Raw genomic sequence first — 17,795 nt, forward strand, 5'->3', positions numbered from 1 at the left:
TTTTGAGGTTCACGTCTCCAAAAGAGCGTGGAAAAAACGGTTTTCACTACTTCACAAGAGTGTGGCGAGCAAATGAACAATCTGGCATGTGCAAAAGCAGCAGATGTGTCCCGAACAGCCCTGAACAGGCGGCAAGAACCTTCATCCCGGATGCGTGTCTGAGCCGTTCCATATCGCACGCACGACACCTTGACCATAAGTCGAATTGCCGCACCCATGGCAAACAGGGTTCAATGTAGCAACCCCAAGACTGACTGGCGGTGTCCGCGAACGCTTCAAGAACTGCGAAAAGTCGGACATGGCGATCCTGGCGAACCCGGTATGCCGTGCTGTCAATTAGGTAGCTGTAGAGTGTGGAGACGCGGTAAATGGCGCAGAACGAATCGGTTGATGTAGTACTGGTAGGCGCGGGCATCATGAGTGCCACCCTGGCCGTACTGCTCAAGGAGCTTGACCCGGGCCTCAAGCTCGAGGTCGTCGAGGCGATGGACTCTGGAGCCGCAGAGAGTTCCAACCCGTGGAACAACGCAGGCACCGGCCATGCTGGCCTGTGCGAGCTCAACTATACGCCCCAGGCCGCCGATGGCAGCATCGACATCAAGAAGGCGGTGCACATCAATACCCAGTTCGAGGTGTCCCGCCAGTTCTGGGCCTACTTGAGCAAAAAGGGCAACTTCGGGCCGGCACGCGCATTCGTCAACCCGGTCCCGCACCTGAGCTACGTCGAAGGTGACAAGGGTGTCGCATTCCTCAAGAAGCGTTACGAGCTGCTCAAGCAGCACCACGCCTTCGCCGACATGGAATACACCGAAGACAAGGCCGTGATGAACGAGTGGATGCCGCTGATGATGCCGGGGCGCCCAGCCGACCAGCACATCGCCGCCACCCGTGTGCTCAAGGGCACCGACGTGAACTTCGGCGCATTGACCAACAAGTTGCTCAAGCTGCTGGGTGATGCGCCCGACGCGCAGGTCAAGTACTGCAAGAAGGTGGTGGGCCTGCGCCGTAACGGCGACGGCTGGACCGTGAGCATCAAGGACGTCAACAGCGGTGGTAGCCGCGAAGTGGATGCGCGCTTCGTCTTCCTCGGCGCAGGTGGCGCTGCCCTGCCCCTGCTGCAGGCTTCCGGCATTCCAGAGAGCAAAGGCTTCGGCGGCTTCCCCGTGAGTGGCCAGTGGCTGCGCTGCGACAACCCGGAGATCGTCAGCCAGCACCAGGCCAAGGTCTACAGCCAGGCTGCCGTGGGCGCACCGCCCATGTCGGTGCCGCACCTCGACACCCGGGTGGTCGATGGCAAGAAATCCCTGCTGTTCGGCCCCTATGCAGGCTTTACCACCAAGTTCCTGAAGCACGGTTCGCTGATGGACCTGCCCCTGTCGGTGCGCCTGGGCAACATCGGCCCGATGCTGGCGGTGGCCCGCGACAACATGGACCTGACCAAGTACCTGGTCAGCGAAGTGATGCAGTCGATGGAGCAGCGCCTGGAGTCATTGCGCCGCTTCTACCCACACGCCAAGGCCGAAGACTGGCGCCTGGAAGTGGCCGGCCAACGGGTGCAGATCATCAAGAAAGACCCGAAAAAAGGCGGCGTGCTGCAGTTCGGCACCGAGCTGGTGGCAGCCCAGGACGGCAGCCTCGCCGCGCTGCTGGGCGCATCGCCTGGCGCTTCGGTGACGGTGTCGATCATGCTTGAGCTGATCGAGCGCTGCTTCCCGGAGCAGGCCAAGGGTGCATGGGCTGCCAAGCTCAAGGAAATCTTCCCGGCACGGGAAAAGACCCTGGCAACCGACGCGGCGCTGTATCACAAGATCAGCGCGGACAACGACGCAGCGTTGGACCTGGCTGAAGACAGCCCGGCGGCCAAGCACTACGCGTGATTGCAGACTGGGGCTGCGTTGCAGCCCCAGCCCTTCCGCTTACGCACGTGCGTTGTCGATAATCTCGATGTATTCGGGCGCGTTACGCTGGTCGGCGATCTGCTCGACGAAGGTCTTGCCGTGCTCGTCCTTGCCGTCCAGGTCCAGGCCGGCTGCCACAAAGAAGCCCACAAAACGCTGGAAATCATCGACGCGCAGGCCACGGTAGGCTTTGACCAGCTTGTGCAGCGACGGCGAAGTCACACCATCTGCCGGCTCAAACTGAAGAAACGACTTGATGTAGTCGTCGCTGATTTCGTCACCGATTACCTGTTTCTTGTCTTTACGCATTGCCGACTCCAACTGGACCATCACGGGATTTCGAAGGCCGGCAGTGTACCCCCCGCAGCCAGCGCGCCTCAACGCGTACGTACGGTACCTGTGTGCAGGTCAGCCCAGATATGGCCGTTGCCGTAGGTCAGAAACTGCACATACACCGTCTCGTTGCGCAGCAGGTCCATGATCACCCGGTAGTCGCTGACGGGGTAGTTCAGGCCAAGGGTCTTGGTTTTCTCGTTGTACACCGGCTTTTTCAGGCTTTTGGCGGCCTCTCCATCGAAGGTCAACAGCACCTGGGTGATGGTGGCACCCTTGCTCAATGGCTTGCCTTTCAGGCGCACCTGCAAGGTGGAGGTGATGGGGATGGGCTGTTGGTCGGACTGGCGCTGGGCACCCACCACCACGGCGTAGTCGGTCACCTGAAGCAATTGCTGGCCGGTGGGCGCCTGCTGGCGCAAGGCCTGGTCGTCAGGCGGAAGGAACTGGCTGTGCATCGGTGCGGCGGCCAGGGGCAGGCTGACCGCCAGCAGGAACGGGAGAATCGCACGCATGTAAGGCTCCTTGGCATGAAGGAGCACTCTAGCACGCTGTACCGGGGCTGTAAGACTGGCGCGGTGTTACATGCCTTTGACGGCAAAAATGCCGTTGGCGTTGCGCCAGTAACCTTTGTAGTCCATGCCATAACCGAAGATGTATCGGTCGATGCAAGGCAGCCCGACATAGTTGGCTTTGAGGTCGGGGCTGGCCTTGCGGTCGTGTTCCTTGTCGATCAGTACCGCGGTGTGCACCGTGCGCGCTCCTGCGTGCTTGCAGAACTCGATGATGGCGCTGAGGGTGTGACCTTCGTCGAGGATGTCATCGACGATGAGCACGTCGCGATCGATGAACGATACCTCTGGCTTGGCCTTCCAGAACAGCTCGCCGCCGCTGGTCTGGTTGCGGTAACGGGTGGCATGCAGGTATGAGGCTTCGAGCGGGAACTGCAGGTGCGTCAGCAGCTTGCCGGAGAAGATCAGGCCACCGTTCATCACGCAGAACACCACCGGGTTCTTGTCGTGCAGGTCCTTGCAGATCTGCTCGCCGACCTTGGCGATCGCCGCCTCGACTTCGGCTTCGGTATACAGGCAGTCGGCTTCACGCATCACTTGGCGAATATGCTCGAGATCGGCGGACATTGCGCTCTCCAGGGGGGCATTTTGGAAAAGCGGGCAAAGGTACGCATCCGCTCGCCACAGATCAAGCGTTTATGGACTAACGTGCAGAATGATCAGACGACAGCACAGGCTGAATAGATTAATCTAGCGCGGTTTTTTTGCCCGCCTTTCGGAGCCCCCTATGCCCACCCGTGAGATCCGCCACCCGCTGATCCGCCACAAGCTCGGCCTCATGCGCCGTGCCGATATCAGCACCAAGAACTTTCGCGAACTCGCCCAGGAAGTCGGCGCGCTTCTGACCTATGAAGCCACCCAGGACCTGCCCCTCGAAACCTACGAGATCGACGGCTGGTGTGGCAAAGTTGCGGTAGAGAAAATCGCCGGCAAGAAAATTACCGTCGTGCCGATTCTGCGTGCAGGTATCGGCATGCTCGACGGCGTGCTCAGCCTGGTACCGGGTGCCAAGGTCAGCGCCGTCGGCGTGGCCCGCAACGAAGAAACCCTCGAAGCACACACTTACCTGGAAAAACTCGCGCCCGATATCAACCAGCGCCTGGCACTGATCATTGACCCGATGCTGGCAACTGGCGGCTCCATGGTCGCGACTATCGACCTGCTGAAAAAGGCCGGTTGCCGGGAAATCCGCGCCATGGTCCTGGTCGCCGCCCCCGAGGGCATCCAGGTGGTCGAGAAAGCCCACCCGGACGTACAGATCTTCACCGCATCCATCGACGAGCGCCTGAACGAGCACGGCTACATCGTGCCGGGCCTGGGTGATGCCGGTGACAAGATTTTCGGCACCAAGCAGAAGGACGCCTGACCATGCAGGACGGCTTCAACGACCCGCTCTGGCGCCAGGTCGTTTCGGGCGCGCAGATGCTCTTCGTGGCATTCGGCGCGCTGGTGCTGATGCCCTTGATCACCGGCCTGGACCCGAACGTCGCACTGTTCACCGCTGGCATCGGCACGCTGCTGTTCCAGCTGGTCACCGGCCGCCAGGTACCTGTGTTCCTGGCCTCGAGCTTTGCCTTCATCACCCCCATCATCCTCGCCAAAGGCCAGTTTGGCCTGGCCGAAACCATGGGCGGCGTGATGGCCGCGGGTTTCGTATACACCTTCATGGGGCTGATGGTAAAAATCAAAGGCACCGGCTTCATTGACCGCACGCTACCGCCCGTGGTGATCGGCCCGGTGATCATCTCCATCGGCCTGGCCATGGCACCGATCGCGGCCAACATGGCGATGGGCAAGGCTGGCGATGGCAGCGTACTGCTGCCTTATAAAACCGCCATGCTTATCTCCATGCCAGCGTTGCTCACCACCCTGATCGTGGCGGTATTCGGCAAAGGCATCTTCCGCCTGGTGCCGATCATTGCGGGTGTGCTGGTGGGGTTTGCCCTGTCGTTTGCCTTTGGCGTGGTCGATACCGCCAAGATCGCCGCTGCACCCTGGCTGGAGCTCCCCAACTTCACCGCCCCGGCGTTCAACTGGCAGGCCATCCTGTTCATCGTCCCGGTCGCCCTGGCGCCGGCAATCGAACACATTGGTGGGGTTATCGCGGTGGGCAGCGTGACCGGCCGTGACTACCTGAAAACGCCCGGGCTGCACCGCACGCTGCTCGGTGACGGCCTGGCCACCACAGCAGCCGGCCTGTTTGGCGGGCCGCCCAACACCACCTACGCCGAGGTGACTGGCGCGGTGATGCTGACCAAGAACTACAACCCGAAGATCATGACCTGGGCTGCGCTGTTCGCTATCACCCTGGCCTTCATCGGCAAGTTCGGCGCCCTGCTGCAAAGCATCCCGATCCCTGTGATGGGGGGCATTCTGTGCCTGCTGTTCGGCTCCATTGCTGCCGTGGGTTTGAACACCATGATCCGCCACAAGGTCGACCTGGCCGAGGCGCGCAACCTGGTGATCGTTTCGGTGACGCTGGTGTTCGGTATCGGCGGCGTGCTGGTGGGCACGGGTGACGGGCCGGATGACTGGGGCCTGAAGGGCATCGCCCTGTGCGCCATCGTGGCTATTGCACTGAACCTGATCCTGCCGGGCAACGACGCCTGGAAGCACAAGAAACTGGATGACCAGTTGCCTTGAGGCAACACTAAACCCACAGGCCCTGCGGCGCGCTCAGCGGCAACAGGGCCTGCCATACCCCGACTGTCAGGCCTTGTCACACAGGTCTGCCAGCACCCTCGCCCACTCCGGGTGGTCGTTCATGCAGGGCACCAGCACCAGTTCACGCCCGCCTGCCTCGATGAACTGCTCGCTGCCACGGATGCCGATTTCCTCCAGCGTCTCGATGCAGTCGGCGACGAAGGCCGGGCACATCACCAGCAGCTTTTTCACCCCGGCCTTGGCCAGTTCGTCCAGGCGCGTTTCCGTGTACGGTTCAATCCATTTGTCCCGGCCCAACCGCGACTGGAACGACACCGACCACTTGCCATCGGGTATGCCCATCTTGCGCGCAAAGGCTTTGGCAGTAGCCAGGCACTGGCCGCGATAGCACACCGCCTGCACCTCAGCACTGGCCCCCTCGCAACAGTCAGCTGCCCGCAAGTCATGCCGGGTGCCCTTGGGGTAGCGTTTTTTCAGGTGCCGCTCTGGCAGGCCATGGAAGCTGAGCAGCACGTGGTCGTAGTCCTGCTGCAGATACGGCCGTGCGCTGGCCACCAGCGCATCGATGTAGTCCGGCTTATCATAGAACGGCTGCAGCACGCGCATCTGCAGGGGCAGGTGGCGCTCGGTGATGGTGTCCTTGGCAAGCTCAACCACCGTAGTGACGGTGCTGTCGGCGAACTGTGGATACAGCGGCGCCAGGGTCACCTTGCGCACGCCTTGCGCCGCCAGCCGTTCCAGCACGTCTGGCAGGGCCGGCTGGCCATAGCGCATGGCAATCTCTACCGGGCCGTGGGGCCAGTGCTCGACCATCGCCGCCTGCAAGCGGCGGGTCAGCTCCACCAGTGGCGAGCCTTCATCCCACCAGATAGAGGCGTAGGCATGGGCAGACTGCTCGGGCCGCTTGATCAGGATCAGCGATACCAGCAGACGGCGGATAGGCCAGGGCAGGTCGACCACATACGGGTCCATCAGAAACTGGTTCAGGTAGCGGCGCACGTCGGCTACCGAGGTGGAGGCCGGTGAACCCAGGTTGACCAGCAACAGGGCGTGATCAGTCATGCAACATCCTTAGTCAGAGGCGGCTGGACAGGTTGCCCAGCGCCGATTGCAGATCGTCGAAGCGAAAGCTGAAGCCTGCAGCCAGCAAGCGCGCCGGGCGTGCCCGCTGGCCGCCCAGCAGCAGGCTGGACATTTCACCTAGCCCAGCCTTGAGCAACAGTGCAGGTACCGGCAGCACCGCGGGGCGGTGCAACGCCTTGCCCAGCGCCCGGGCAAAGTCACGGTTGCGCACCGGCTCAGGGGCGCAGGCATTATAAGGACCGCTGGCTTCGCCATGCTGCAACAGAAAATCAATCAGGGCGACCTGGTCGTCTATATGGATCCACGGCATCCACTGTCTGCCGTTACCCAACGGGCCACCTAGGCCCAGCTTGAACGGCAAGCGCAGACGTGACAGGAACCCGCCATCGCTGGCCAGCACCAGCCCGGTGCGCACCAGTACCACACGAATACCCTGGGCCTGGGAACGTTGGGCGGCTTCTTCCCAGGCAATGCACAGCTGGCTGGCAAAGTCTTCCCGTACTGGCGGGTATTCCTCGGTCAGCTCACGTTCGCCGCCATCGCCATACCAACCCACCGCGGAACCGGAAATCAATACCTGCGGCCGTTGTTCACGGCTACCCAGCCACGCCAGCAACTGTTCGGTCAGGGTGATACGGCTGGCCCACAGCACGCTGCGCCGGGACGCTGTCCAGGGCCGATCAGCGATGGGCGCACCGGCAAGGTTGACCACGGCGTCCAGCGGTTCATCGGCGGGTAACTGCTCCAGCCGAGCGATACCCCGTACCCCCTTGCCGCACAGCGCAGGCACCTGGTCCGGGCGGCGGCTCCATACCGTCAGCCGATGGCCCTGCGCAAGCCAGTGACGGCACAGATGCCGCCCAATCAATCCGGTGCCGCCCGTCAGCAATATGTGCATGGCTGTGTCCTCGCAGAATATGGCGGTGGTCTATTTTTAACATCAAGGCACTTTTTGGACCCGACGCTCTCCGATAAACATAGGCCAACCTTTCCGTGGAAGCGGAATAACCTTATACAGATTTTCTGGATTGTACAGGTTTGCCTGACAGCGTAGTCTGCTCATAGCAAGGTTTGAGAGGCCATCATGACTGTACCTATTGCCATCATCGGGGCCGGTATCGCCGGCCTGTCCGCCGCTCAGGCGCTACACAAGGCCGGGCAGACCGTGCACCTGTTCGACAAGGGGCACGGCAGTGGCGGACGCATGGCCAGCAAACGCAGCGAGGCTGGCGCCCTTGATCTGGGCGCGCAGTACTTCACCGCCCGCGACCGTCGCTTCGTCGAACAGGTGCAGCAGTGGGTGGCGGCCGGCTGGGCCGCCCAGTGGAAACCCCAACTGTACAACTACCGCGATGGCCAACTGACGCCCTCGCCCGATGAGCAGACCCGCTGGGTGGGCGTACCGCGCATGAGTGCCATCACTCGCGGCCTGTTGACAGACATGACGGTGAATTTCAGTTGCCGCATCGCCGAGGTGTTTCGCGGCAAGCAGTATTGGCACCTGCAGGACACCGAAGGGTGCAGCCATGGGCCCTACAGCCGCGTGATCATCGCGGTGCCGGCCCCCCAGGCAACGCCTTTGCTGGCGGCCACGCCCAAGCTCGCCGCCGTCGCGGCAGGCGTGCAGATGGAGCCCACCTGGGCCGTTGCGCTTGGTTTCCAGGCAGCCCTGGAGACGCCTATGCAAGGGTGCTTCGTGCAGGACAACCCGCTCGACTGGCTGGCCCGCAACCGCAGCAAACCCGGCCGTGACGAGCAGCTGGACACCTGGGTGCTGCATGCCACCTCCACGTGGAGCCGGCAACATATCGACCTGGCCAAGGACGAGGTGGTAGAGCAGCTGTGGGGCGAATTCGCCGAGCTGGTAGGCTGTGTGGTGCCCGCCCCGACGTTCGCCCTCGCACACCGCTGGTTGTATGCACGCCCGGGTGGCAACCATGAATGGGGGGCCCTGGCCGACGCCGACCAAGGCTTGTACGCCTGCGGTGACTGGTGCCTGTCGGGGCGCGTGGAGGGCGCCTGGCTCAGTGGCCAGGAGGCTGCAAGACGCCTGCTCGAGCACCTGGAGTGAAGGCGTATATACAAAATACTGGTTTCAATGAAGCCAGCGATGTGCTGGAATAAACTTGTACAAGGTTAAATTTACGTACAGGTTTAACGGAGGCAGCCATGCACGACCCTGCAACCCACCACAAGCCACGCATTGCCATCAGCGCCTGCCTGACCGGGCACAGCGTTCGCTATAACGGTGGCCACAAGGCCTCCGACCTGTGCCGTGCTCAGTTGGAAGAGCATTTCGAATGGACCCCGGTATGCCCCGAGGTTGCCATCGGCCTGGGTGTGCCCAGGGACCCGATCCGCCTGGTCGGTAACCCGGATCACCCTGAAGTGGTGGGCACGCGCAACCCTGGCATGGACCTCACCGGCCCCCTGCGCACCTACGGCGAGCAGATGGCCAACGAGCTTGACGACATCTGCGGCTATATCTTCATGCAGAAGTCGCCCTCGTGTGGCCTGGAGCGGGTAAAGGTGTACCAGGACAACGGCCACCCCGCCTTCCACAGCGGGCGCGGTGCCTATGCTCAGGCATTTTGCGAACGCCGGCCTGACCTGCCCGTGGAAGAAGAAGGCCGCCTGCATGACCCCGTGCTGCGTGAAAACTTCATCAGCCGTGTGTATGCCTACGCCGACTGGCAGCGGGTACTGGCCGAAGGCCTGAACCGCGGGGCGCTGGTCAATTTCCATTCGCGCTACAAGTACCTGTTGATGGCCAATAACCCCCAGGCCTACCGAACCCTGGGGCGCATGCTGGGCACTCTGAGCAAGGACGATGATCCGCTGGTGGTGGGCCCGCAGTATTTCTCCGAGCTGATGCAGGCATTGCGTCGCTGCGCCAGCCGCGGCACGCACAGTAACGTGCTGCAGCACCTGAGCGGTTACTTCAAGGATGCCCTTACGCCTTCGGACAAAAGCGAGCTACAGGAACTGATCGGCCAATACCAGCAAGGGGTCGTACCCCTGGTCGTGCCGCTGACCCTGCTCAAGCACCACTTGCGTAACCACCCCGACCCGTATCTGCAGCAGCAGGCGTACCTGCAGCCCCACCCTGAAAGCCTGGGGCTGCGCAATGCGGTCTGAAGTACTGTTGCCTATCGGTGAGCTGGCCCGCCGCACTGGCGTCAACCCGGTTACCTTGCGTGCCTGGGAACGCCGCTACGGGCTGCTCAAGCCCCAACGTACGCCAAAGGGGCATCGCTTGTACCCGGTGGAACAGGTCGAGCGCGTCGAATCGATCCTGGCCTGGCTACAGCGCGGCGCGTCGGTCAGCCAGGTGGGCGAGCTGCTCGACAAACCGCTGGGTACGCCGCCCCAGAGCGACTGGCAAGCCAGGCAGGTGCAGATGCTGGAGGCCATTGCCAACCTGTCCCAGCGCACCCTTGACCATCAGCTCAACCAGGCGATGGCACTGTACCCGGCCGTGACCCTGTGCGAACAGCTGCTGCTCCCCTTGCTGAACCACCTGGAGCTTCGCTGGCGCACCTATTTCAACGCACGCCTGGAACAGGCGTTCTTCCATACCTGGTTGCGCAGCAAGCTGGGCGCGCGCGTCTACCATGACAATCAGTTACTGCAAGGCCCGGCGGTGCTGCTGGCCGAAGACAGCGATCGTGCATTCAACCCCGAGCTGTGGTTATGCGCCTGGCTGCTTACCAGCAATGGGTTTGCCGTGGAAGTGCTCGAACAGGCGCTGGCCGGCGCGCAGTTGCAAAGCGCAGTGGCGACGCTGCACCCACGTGCCGTATTACTGCATCTGGGGCCCCGCATCGATGCCAGGGCCCTGCAGCGTTCGCTGCATGGGCTGGGTGTGCCGACGCTCGCCGGCGGTAGCCTGGTGGCATTGCATCAAGCGCAACTGAGCCACCTCGACTTACCCAACCTTGCCCTGTTCGACACCCCGCAAGCTGCCTTGCGACTGCTTCAGAACCCATAGCCGCCAGCCCGGAGAATTCGTTAGCCCATGCACCTGACCTGGCTACGCAGCGACCTGCGCACCGATGACAACACCGCACTCAGCGCCGCCAGTGAGCGCGGCCCTACCCTCGCCCTCTGGCTTGTCAGCCCCGAACAATGGCTGGCCCACGACGACGCCCCGTGCAAGGTCGACTTCTGGCTGCGCAACCTGCGTGAGCTGCGCCAGTCGCTCGAAGCGTTGAATATTCCGTTGTTGATTCGCAAGGTCGACACCTGGGACCAGGCACCGGACGCCGTACTGCAGGTATGTCGCAAGCACCACGTGCAAAGCGTGCACTGGAACGAGGAATACGGCATCCACGAGCAGCGCCGCGATGACGCAACCAGGGCCTTGCTGGAGCGTTCCGATATTCAGGCCCACAGCCACCTGGACCAGTTGTTGTTCCGCCCGGGCACCGTACTGACGCGAAGCGGCGACTACTTTCAGGTGTTCAGCCAATTCAAGAAGAACTGCCTGGAGCACCTGCACCGTGGGCTCCCGTCACTGGCGCCACGGGTGAAACGCCAGGCGGCCCTGTCGATCAGCAGCGACCCCATCCCGCAGCATGTAGACGGCTTCGATAAGGCGGCCAAGTCCCTGCGAGACCTTTGGCCCGCCGGGGAAAGCGAAGCACAGGAACGGTTGTCACGGTTCGCTGACGAAACCATCGTGGATTATGAACACTTGCGTGACCTGCCGGCCAAGCCTGGTACCAGCCGCCTTTCGGCCTACCTGGCAGCTGGCGTGATTTCACCCCGCCAATGCCTGCACGGCGCCTTGGCCAGCAACCATGGCGAGTTCGACAGTGGCAACCCAGGTGTGCAAACCTGGATCAACGAGCTGATCTGGCGCGAGTTCTACAAACACATCCTGACCGGTTACCCACAGGTGTCGCGCCACCGTGCATTCCGCTCCCACACCGAGGCATTGCCCTGGCGCAACGCCCCGAAAGAGCTGAAGGCCTGGGAAGAAGGCCGCACGGGTTTCCCGATCATCGATGCGGCCATGCGCCAGTTGCTGGAAACCGGGTGGATGCACAACCGGCTGCGCATGGTCACTGCCATGTTTCTCAGCAAGAATTTGCTGATCGACTGGCGCCTTGGCGAACGGCACTTCATGCGCCACCTCATCGACGGCGACCTGGCGGCCAACAATGGTGGCTGGCAGTGGAGTGCCTCGACCGGTACCGATTCAGTGCCCTACTTCCGCATCTTCAACCCCGTCTCGCAATCGCAGCGGTTCGATCCCCAAGGGCGTTTCATTCGTGAGTGGGTGCCTGAACTGCGGGACCTTGATGACAAAAGTATTCATGACCCTAGCGGTTCTGCTGCCAAAATCAGTGCTAGTCTGTATCCACGTCCACTTGTAGATCTCCGTAGCAGTCGCCAGCGAGCACTGGAGGCGTTCAAAGCTCTCCCGCGCTAGCAGTCGTATAGAGGGCATCGATCTTGTCTAACTCACGTAGTTTCTGGGTTACAGGAGCATCAAACGGGCTAGGAATGGCGCTGGTAGAGCACCTGCTGCTGCAAGGGCACCGCGTTGCCGCCAGCGATTGCCCCGGTGCCGCTCCCCTTCATCATGACCGGTTTCTACAGCTTCCAGGGCTGTTGCAGGGGGCCCCGGAAGCGGCTGAAGCCGGGCAGTTGCTCGAGCAGGCCTGGGGGGCACTTGACTGCCTGATTATCAATGCCGGCACCAGTGATTACCTGGCCGGTGACATAGCCCGTGATGCGCTGTTCGAGCACCTTATCGAGTCCAACCACCTGGCCACGCAGCTGAGCCTGGCTGCGGCGGTGCCTTTGCTGGAGCGCGGTAGCGCGCCTCAGGTAATGGCCGTATTCAGCCGATACACGGCATTGCAGATGTACGCACCTACACAAGTCGCCGCCGGCTGGAACAACACGGTGCAATGGGTGCGTGAACAGCGCGTAGCGCTTCAGGCACAAGGGATTGATGTAACGGTGGTAGCGCCGCTTGCAGTCGATTCCCAGGTCACGGCTGCACCCGTCATACCTGAGGCGTGGACGGCTGAGACTGCGGCGCAGGAACTGCTCAAACGGTTGCCCGAGCGCCTCCCCGAGCTTGTGCTCGAGGTGCTGCACCCGGCCAGCCTCTGGCCGATGCCAGGCAAGTGACAAGCAACCGCATTGCAGCGTTTGCCGCGCTTACCTTCTACAACCCAAACCGTTCAACGCTACCCGGCTGCCCCCACAACACCGGCAGCACGCCCAGGAGCGCAGCCGGGTCGCCACTGGTCCACAGCTGCGTATCGCGTGCTGGCCCGGTAGCCAGCAGGTCTGCACTTTCCAGAAGCCTGTGCAGTTGACGCGCCACCGCAGCGCCGGTGTCGATGATTGCCACGTGAGCAGGCACCAGTTGCGCCAGCAACGGGCGCAGGAACGGGTAGTGGGTGCAGCCCAATATCAGCGTATCGCAACCGGCGCCCAGCAATGGCTCAACGTAACCCTGCAGCCGTTCACGCAATGCATGGCTTGCCAGGTCTCCGGTTTCAATCAACTCGACCAGCCCCGGGCACGGCTGGGTGATGACGCGGACGTCGCTGGCAAAGCGATCGAGCAAGGCAGCAAATTTGGCACTCTGCAGCGTACCGGTTGTGGCCAACACCCCGACTACCCCAGAGCGAGTCGCCGCTGCAGCGGGCTTTACCGCTGGCTCCATGCCCACCAATGGCCAACCGGGGTAATGCGCGCGAAGGTCGGCAACTGCCGCGACGGTAGCCGTGTTGCAGGCCAGCACCATGGCCTTGGCGCCCTGCTCGTGGAAGAACCCTGCGATACGACGGCAGCGGTTGCGGATGTAATCGGGGGATTTCTCGCCATAGGGCACATGGCCACAGTCGGCCACATACCACAGCGTTTCGTTGGGCAGCAGGCGACGGATCTCGGCCAGCACTGACAGGCCACCCACGCCCGAGTCCATGACGCCGATGGGCGCCGAGCGCTCAGCCATCGCGCTTGCCGCAGACCGGGCAGGCCGGGTCGCGCTTGACCCGCAGCTCGCGAATACGGGTACCCAGCGCATCGATCAGCAACAGCCTGCCCACCAGGGGTTCACCAAAGCCAGCCAGCAGCTTCATGGCCTCGAGCGCCTGCAGGCTGCCCACCAGCCCTACAAGCGGGCCGATCACGCCAGCTTCGCTGCAGGTCAGCTCAGCTTCGCTACCCTGCCCATACAGGCAGTGGTAGCACGGGCTGTAGTCACGGCGAGGGTCGAAAACCGACAGTTGCCCCTCAAGACGAATGGCCGCCCCACTGACCAGCGGCTTGCTGCCGGCAACGCAGGCGGCATTCACCGCCTCGCGGGTAGCGAAGTTGTCCGAGCAGTCCAGCACCAGGTCTACCGCCGCCACCGCGGCGGCCAACGACGTATCATCCAGCGCTTGCCGGTGGGCAACCAGGGTGATTTCGGGGTTGATCGCCTGCAAGCGTTGCATGGCCGAGTCGACCTTGGTCATGCCAACGCTGGCGCTGTCGTGGATCACCTGGCGTTGCAGGTTGGTCAGGTCGACAGTGTCGAAGTCCGCCAGGTGCAGCTCCCCAACCCCTGCCGCCGCCAGATACAGGGCCACAGGAGACCCCAGCCCCCCCAGGCCGACGATCAACGCCTTGCTCTGCTTGAGGCGCAACTGGCCCTCGATATCGATCTGCGACAGCAGTACCTGGCGGCTGTAGCGCAGCAGCTCCTGGTCGCTCAGCATGGCAGACGCCCCAGGGTGATGCGCTCATGGCCGCCAAGGTCGGTGCGGCTGTCTACATCAGCAAAACCGTGACTGGCCAGCAGCGCGCGAACCGCCGCGGCCTGATCATAACCGTGCTCCAGCAACAGCCAGCCACCGGGGGCCAGGTAAGCCGGGGCCTGGGCGGCGATGATGCGCAGGTCATCCAGGCCATCGGCGCCGGCCACCAGTGCACTGCTGGGCTCGAACCGCACATCGCCGGCGCCCAGGTGCGGGTCTGCAGCGCGAATGTAGGGTGGGTTGCTGACGATCAGGTCAAAGCGCTGGTCGCCGAGGCTGTCGAACCAGTGGCTCAACTGCACGCGGGCATTGGCCAGGCCAAGGCGCTGGCGGTTGCGCTCGGCCAGCGCTGCGGCCTCGGGTACCCGGTCGACCGCCGTCACCTGCCAGGCCGGGCGCTCGCTGGCCAGGGCCAGGGCGATGGCACCGGTGCCGGTACCCAGGTCAAGCACCCGGGCCGGCAGCGCGGGCTGCACCTCAAGCGCCGTTTCCACCAGCAGTTCGGTGTCTGGCCGCGGGATCAGCGTGTGCGGTGCCACTTCCAGGTCAATCTTCCAGAAGCCCTGCTGGCCAAGAATATAGGCAACCGGCTCGCCGCCACGGCGGCGTTGCAGGTAACCGGCGTAGGTCTGCGCGGCCTCGCTGCTGACAATGCGTTCGGGCCAGGTGTGCAGGTAGCTGCGCGACTTGCCGATGGCTGCAGCCAACAACAGCTCGGCATCCAGGCGCTCGGTGGGCGACTCGGGCAACTGCGCGTTGCGCAGCAGGCTGGCGATGATGGTCATCAGTCCCCCAGGGCGGCCAGTTGATCGGCCTGGTATTCGGCCAACAGCGGTTCAATCACGGCCTCGACACCGCCTGCCAGCACATCGTCCAGCGAGTACAGCGTGAGGTTGATACGGTGGTCGGTCACCCGGCCCTGTGGATAATTGTAGGTGCGGATACGCTCGGAGCGGTCACCGGACCCCACCAGCAGCTTGCGCTCGCTGGCAATGGCGTTCTGTGCGGCGCTGGTTTGCATGTCATTGAGCTTGGCCGACAGCCAGGACATGGCGCGGGCGCGGTTCTTGTGCTGCGAGCGCTCTTCCTGGCACTCGACCACGATGCCGGTAGGCAAGTGGGTAATACGGATGGCCGAGTCGGTTTTGTTGACGTGCTGCCCGCCCGCGCCGGAGGCGCGGTAAGTGTCTACGCGCAGGTCGGCAGGGTTGATCTCGATGGCAGCCTGTTCGTCGGGCTCAGGCAGTACCGCCACGGTGCAGGCCGAGGTATGGATACGGCCCTGGGACTCGGTCTCCGGCACACGCTGAACACGGTGCGCGCCGGACTCGAACTTGAGCTTGCCGTACACATTCTCGCCCTCGACGCGGGCGATGATTTCCTTGTAGCCGCCATGCTCGCCCTCATTCTCGGAGAGGATTTCCAGCCGCCAGCCGCGCTTTTCGGCATACCGCGAGTACATGCGGAACAGGTCGCCAGAGAAAATCGCCGCCTCGTCGCCCCCGGTACCGGCGCGGATCTCGAGGAACACGTTGCGCCCGTCGTTGGGGTCCTTGGGCAACAGCATGCGCTGCAGCTGGGACTCCAGCACCACCAGTTGTTCCTTGGCTTCGCGGACTTCTTCCACGGCCATTTCACGCATGTCCGGGTCACTGTCCTTGAGCAGCGCCTGGGCGCCCTCAAGGTCAGCCTGCACCTTGCGCCACTCCCTGTAGGCGGCGTACACCGGCTCAACTTCGGCGTATTCGCGGGAATAGGCACGAAAGCGAGTCTGGTCGGAGATAACTTCGGCATCACCGAGCAGTGCGGTGAGTTCTTCGAAGCGGTCCTGGAGAATGTCCAGTTTGTTCAGCAGCGACGCTTTCATTGCGGGGATTTGTCCGTGGAGCCCTCGTTGAGGGCAAACAGTTCCTGGGCCATGGCCAGCGCTTCAAGGCGGCCTTCGGCCGAGAGCCTTTTCATGTGCACGCTGGGTGCATGCAGCAGTTTGTTGGTAAGCCCCCGGGCCAACTGGGCCAACACCTCTTCGGGGTTGCCGCCATTGGCCAGCAGGCGCTGGGCTTTTTGCAGTTCTTCGTCGCGCAGGCGCTCGCTTTGCTGGCGGTAGGCCCGCAGCACATCCACCGCGGCCAGTTCACGCAGGCGCGCCATGAAGTCTTCAGCACCCACGGCAACCAGCTCTTCGGCGGCCTGAGCGGCGCCCTGGCGGCTCTTGAGGTTTTCGGCAACCACATCGTGCAGGTCGTCGACGGTGTAGAGGTACACGTCATCCAGCTCGCCCACTTCGGTTTCGATATCGCGGGGGACGGCGATGTCGACCATGAAGATGGGCTTGTGGCGGCGTTGCTTCAAGGCACTCTCCACCGCCCCCTTGCCCAGGATCGGCAACTGGCTGGCGGTGGAGCTGATGACGATGTCGCTGTTGGCGAGTTCCTGGGGGATGTCAGCCAGCAGCACAGCGTGGGCACCGAACTGCTCGGCCAGGATACTGGCGCGTTCCAGGGTACGGTTGGCCACGACAATGCGGCGTACACCTTGCTCGTGAAGGTGGCGGGCGACCAGGGTGATGGTTTCGCCAGCCCCGATGAGCAGGGCCTGGCTGCGTGCCAGGTCGCTGAAGATCTGTTTGGCCAGACTGACTGCGGCAAAGGCCACCGACACGGGGTTTTCGCCAATGGCCGTGTCGGTACGCACCTGCTTGGCAGCGCTGAAGGTGGCCTGGAACAGGCGCCCGAGCAACGGCCCGACGGTACCGGCCTCGCGGGCCACGGCATACGCGGATTTCATCTGGCCGAGAATCTGCGGCTCGCCAAGCACCAGCGAGTCAAGGCCGGAGGCCACGCGCATCATGTGCTTCACGGCGTCATGCTCTTCGTGCACGTAGGCGCTGGCACGCAGTTCGTCCAGGCTGAGGCGGTGATAGTCGGCCAGCCACAGCAGCACGTCCTCGGCGGACAGCTGATCCTGCGCCAGGTAAAGCTCGCTGCGGTTGCAGGTGGACAGGATCGCCGCTTCACGGCTTGAGGTGAGGCGGCAGAGCTGCTGCAGGGCGTCTACCAACTGCTCAGGGGTAAACGCCACGCGCTCGCGTACGTCTACCGAGGCAGTCTTATGGTTGATACCAAGTGCGAGAAAGGCCATGCAAAATCGCTGGTTGTGACGAGAAGCCGGTAATTGTCCTCCTTCGGCGGTTGCAGGACAAGCTTGACGCTGGAAACTTCAACCGGACGACGGCCGATAGTATGTAAGCGGCGATTAACGTTATTCATAAAATACGCAATAAAATATTAACGTTCATTCACAAAGCACGCTAAATAATTCCAATATCTTCCCCCACTTGCGCCACACACCGTCCACCTCCCCACACTAGCCAACGCATTGCCTTTTAATCAGGCAAAACCTAATTTAGCGCCTGTTATTACTCTCGCTTTTGACTGGGCTTTTGATCTGGCTTTTGATCTTGATCTTGATCTTCG

General features: G+C 62.7%; 17 protein-coding genes and 1 pseudogene. 8 read left to right on the plus strand and 10 right to left on the minus strand.

Features of this window, described 5'->3' with window-relative positions; genetic code table 11:
• Positions 1–368: 368 nt before the first annotated feature.
• Positions 369–1,877, plus strand: a complete 1,509-nt coding sequence (gene mqo, locus APH25_RS21465; RefSeq protein ID WP_060483303.1) for a malate dehydrogenase (quinone) — start codon at positions 369–371, stop codon at positions 1,875–1,877.
• A 39-nt stretch (positions 1,878–1,916) separates the two neighbouring features.
• Here mqo and APH25_RS21470 read toward each other — a convergent pair whose 3' ends face one another.
• The 3 genes from APH25_RS21470 to APH25_RS21480 form a co-directional block, all read right to left on the minus strand.
• Entirely contained in the window at positions 1,917–2,207 is a 291-nt protein-coding gene (locus APH25_RS21470) for a PA4642 family protein (RefSeq protein ID WP_028631671.1), read from the minus strand.
• A gap of 68 nt (positions 2,208–2,275) precedes the next feature.
• Positions 2,276–2,746, minus strand: a complete 471-nt coding sequence (locus tag APH25_RS21475; protein ID WP_060483304.1) for a hypothetical protein — start codon at positions 2,744–2,746, stop codon at positions 2,276–2,278.
• 66 nt (positions 2,747–2,812) lie between these two features.
• Complete coding sequence (locus APH25_RS21480; RefSeq protein ID WP_028631673.1) at positions 2,813–3,370, minus strand: hypoxanthine-guanine phosphoribosyltransferase; 558 nt, start codon at positions 3,368–3,370, stop codon at positions 2,813–2,815.
• A gap of 160 nt (positions 3,371–3,530) precedes the next feature.
• Here APH25_RS21480 and upp point away from each other — a divergent pair, with 160 nt between their 5' ends.
• Both upp and APH25_RS21490 read left to right on the plus strand, forming a co-directional pair.
• Positions 3,531–4,169: a uracil phosphoribosyltransferase gene (gene upp / locus APH25_RS21485; RefSeq protein ID WP_028631674.1), complete on the plus strand. Its 639-nt coding sequence runs from the start codon at positions 3,531–3,533 to the stop codon at positions 4,167–4,169.
• Between the two features lie 2 nt (positions 4,170–4,171).
• Positions 4,172–5,446, plus strand: coding sequence for a uracil-xanthine permease family protein (locus tag APH25_RS21490; RefSeq protein WP_028631675.1), 1,275 nt, complete (start codon positions 4,172–4,174; stop codon positions 5,444–5,446).
• 66 nt (positions 5,447–5,512) lie between these two features.
• Here the strand turns inward: APH25_RS21490 and hemH are convergent, their stop codons facing one another.
• Together hemH and APH25_RS21500 are read right to left on the minus strand one after the other, a co-directional pair.
• Positions 5,513–6,529 carry a ferrochelatase gene (gene hemH, locus APH25_RS21495; RefSeq protein ID WP_060483305.1) on the minus strand — a complete coding sequence of 339 codons (1,017 nt, stop codon included), beginning with the start codon at positions 6,527–6,529 and terminating at the stop codon, positions 5,513–5,515.
• A gap of 13 nt (positions 6,530–6,542) precedes the next feature.
• A complete protein-coding gene (locus APH25_RS21500) occupies positions 6,543–7,448 on the minus strand; it encodes a TIGR01777 family oxidoreductase (protein ID WP_060483306.1) in 906 nt (301 codons plus the stop codon).
• 186 nt (positions 7,449–7,634) lie between these two features.
• On the opposite strand from APH25_RS21500, the gene APH25_RS21505 reads away from it, so the two are divergent.
• The 5 genes and pseudogenes from APH25_RS21505 (at position 7,635) to APH25_RS21525 (ending at position 12,697) form a co-directional block, all read left to right on the plus strand.
• Complete coding sequence (locus APH25_RS21505) at positions 7,635–8,621, plus strand: NAD(P)/FAD-dependent oxidoreductase (RefSeq protein WP_060483307.1); 987 nt, start codon at positions 7,635–7,637, stop codon at positions 8,619–8,621.
• 98 nt (positions 8,622–8,719) lie between these two features.
• The gene (locus APH25_RS21510; RefSeq protein WP_060483308.1) at positions 8,720–9,688 is read left to right on the plus strand and encodes a DUF523 and DUF1722 domain-containing protein; all 969 of its coding nucleotides are present in this window, start codon (positions 8,720–8,722) and stop codon (positions 9,686–9,688) included.
• Positions 9,678–10,578: pseudogene (locus tag APH25_RS21515) on the plus strand (MerR family transcriptional regulator). The gene APH25_RS21510 and the pseudogene APH25_RS21515 overlap by 11 nt, the downstream one beginning before the upstream one ends.
• Entirely contained in the window at positions 10,569–11,987 is a 1,419-nt protein-coding gene (phrB, locus tag APH25_RS21520) for a deoxyribodipyrimidine photo-lyase (protein ID WP_060483309.1), read from the plus strand. The pseudogene APH25_RS21515 and the gene phrB overlap by 10 nt, the downstream one beginning before the upstream one ends.
• Before the next feature lie 23 nt (positions 11,988–12,010).
• Positions 12,011–12,697, plus strand: coding sequence for an SDR family oxidoreductase (locus APH25_RS21525; protein ID WP_028631681.1), 687 nt, complete (start codon positions 12,011–12,013; stop codon positions 12,695–12,697).
• A gap of 37 nt (positions 12,698–12,734) precedes the next feature.
• Here APH25_RS21525 and murI read toward each other — a convergent pair whose 3' ends face one another.
• Genes murI through hemA form a run of 5 tightly spaced genes read right to left on the minus strand, consistent with a single transcriptional unit; the run spans position 12,735 to position 17,460 of the window.
• On the minus strand, positions 12,735–13,532 hold the full coding sequence (gene murI / locus APH25_RS21530) for a glutamate racemase (RefSeq protein WP_060483310.1): 798 nt from the start codon (positions 13,530–13,532) through the stop codon (positions 12,735–12,737).
• Complete coding sequence (locus APH25_RS21535; RefSeq protein ID WP_060483311.1) at positions 13,525–14,280, minus strand: molybdopterin-synthase adenylyltransferase MoeB; 756 nt, start codon at positions 14,278–14,280, stop codon at positions 13,525–13,527. The genes murI and APH25_RS21535 overlap by 8 nt, the downstream gene beginning before the upstream one ends.
• A complete protein-coding gene (prmC, locus tag APH25_RS21540) occupies positions 14,274–15,104 on the minus strand; it encodes a peptide chain release factor N(5)-glutamine methyltransferase (RefSeq protein WP_060483312.1) in 831 nt (276 codons plus the stop codon). The genes APH25_RS21535 and prmC overlap by 7 nt, the downstream gene beginning before the upstream one ends.
• A complete protein-coding gene (gene prfA, locus APH25_RS21545) occupies positions 15,104–16,186 on the minus strand; it encodes a peptide chain release factor 1 (RefSeq protein ID WP_028631685.1) in 1,083 nt (360 codons plus the stop codon). The genes prmC and prfA overlap by 1 nt, the downstream gene beginning before the upstream one ends.
• Positions 16,183–17,460 carry a glutamyl-tRNA reductase gene (hemA, locus tag APH25_RS21550; protein WP_028631686.1) on the minus strand — a complete coding sequence of 426 codons (1,278 nt, stop codon included), beginning with the start codon at positions 17,458–17,460 and terminating at the stop codon, positions 16,183–16,185. The genes prfA and hemA overlap by 4 nt, the downstream gene beginning before the upstream one ends.
• Positions 17,461–17,795: the final 335 nt, after the last annotated feature.

The sequence above is a fragment of the Pseudomonas sp. NBRC 111119 genome (assembly GCF_001320125.1).
GTDB lineage: Bacteria > Pseudomonadota > Gammaproteobacteria > Pseudomonadales > Pseudomonadaceae > Aquipseudomonas > Aquipseudomonas parafulva.

Excerpts from the sequence above, each read along its gene's own strand:
- mqo (WP_060483303.1), top strand. The coding sequence starts at position 369 with ATGGCGCAGAACGAATCGGTTGATGTAGTACTGGTAGGCGCGGGCATC.
- APH25_RS21470 (WP_028631671.1), bottom strand. The coding sequence starts at position 2,207 with ATGCGTAAAGACAAGAAACAGGTAATCGGTGACGAAATCAGCGACGAC.
- APH25_RS21475 (WP_060483304.1), bottom strand. The coding sequence starts at position 2,746 with ATGCGTGCGATTCTCCCGTTCCTGCTGGCGGTCAGCCTGCCCCTGGCC.
- APH25_RS21480 (WP_028631673.1), bottom strand. The coding sequence starts at position 3,370 with ATGTCCGCCGATCTCGAGCATATTCGCCAAGTGATGCGTGAAGCCGAC.
- upp (WP_028631674.1), top strand. The coding sequence starts at position 3,531 with ATGCCCACCCGTGAGATCCGCCACCCGCTGATCCGCCACAAGCTCGGC.
- APH25_RS21490 (WP_028631675.1), top strand. The coding sequence starts at position 4,172 with ATGCAGGACGGCTTCAACGACCCGCTCTGGCGCCAGGTCGTTTCGGGC.
- hemH (WP_060483305.1), bottom strand. The coding sequence starts at position 6,529 with ATGACTGATCACGCCCTGTTGCTGGTCAACCTGGGTTCACCGGCCTCC.
- APH25_RS21500 (WP_060483306.1), bottom strand. The coding sequence starts at position 7,448 with ATGCACATATTGCTGACGGGCGGCACCGGATTGATTGGGCGGCATCTG.
- APH25_RS21505 (WP_060483307.1), top strand. The coding sequence starts at position 7,635 with ATGACTGTACCTATTGCCATCATCGGGGCCGGTATCGCCGGCCTGTCC.
- APH25_RS21510 (WP_060483308.1), top strand. The coding sequence starts at position 8,720 with ATGCACGACCCTGCAACCCACCACAAGCCACGCATTGCCATCAGCGCC.
- phrB (WP_060483309.1), top strand. The coding sequence starts at position 10,569 with ATGCACCTGACCTGGCTACGCAGCGACCTGCGCACCGATGACAACACC.
- murI (WP_060483310.1), bottom strand. The coding sequence starts at position 13,532 with ATGGCTGAGCGCTCGGCGCCCATCGGCGTCATGGACTCGGGCGTGGGT.
- APH25_RS21535 (WP_060483311.1), bottom strand. The coding sequence starts at position 14,280 with ATGCTGAGCGACCAGGAGCTGCTGCGCTACAGCCGCCAGGTACTGCTG.
- prmC (WP_060483312.1), bottom strand. The coding sequence starts at position 15,104 with ATGACCATCATCGCCAGCCTGCTGCGCAACGCGCAGTTGCCCGAGTCG.
- prfA (WP_028631685.1), bottom strand. The coding sequence starts at position 16,186 with ATGAAAGCGTCGCTGCTGAACAAACTGGACATTCTCCAGGACCGCTTC.
- hemA (WP_028631686.1), bottom strand. The coding sequence starts at position 17,460 with ATGGCCTTTCTCGCACTTGGTATCAACCATAAGACTGCCTCGGTAGAC.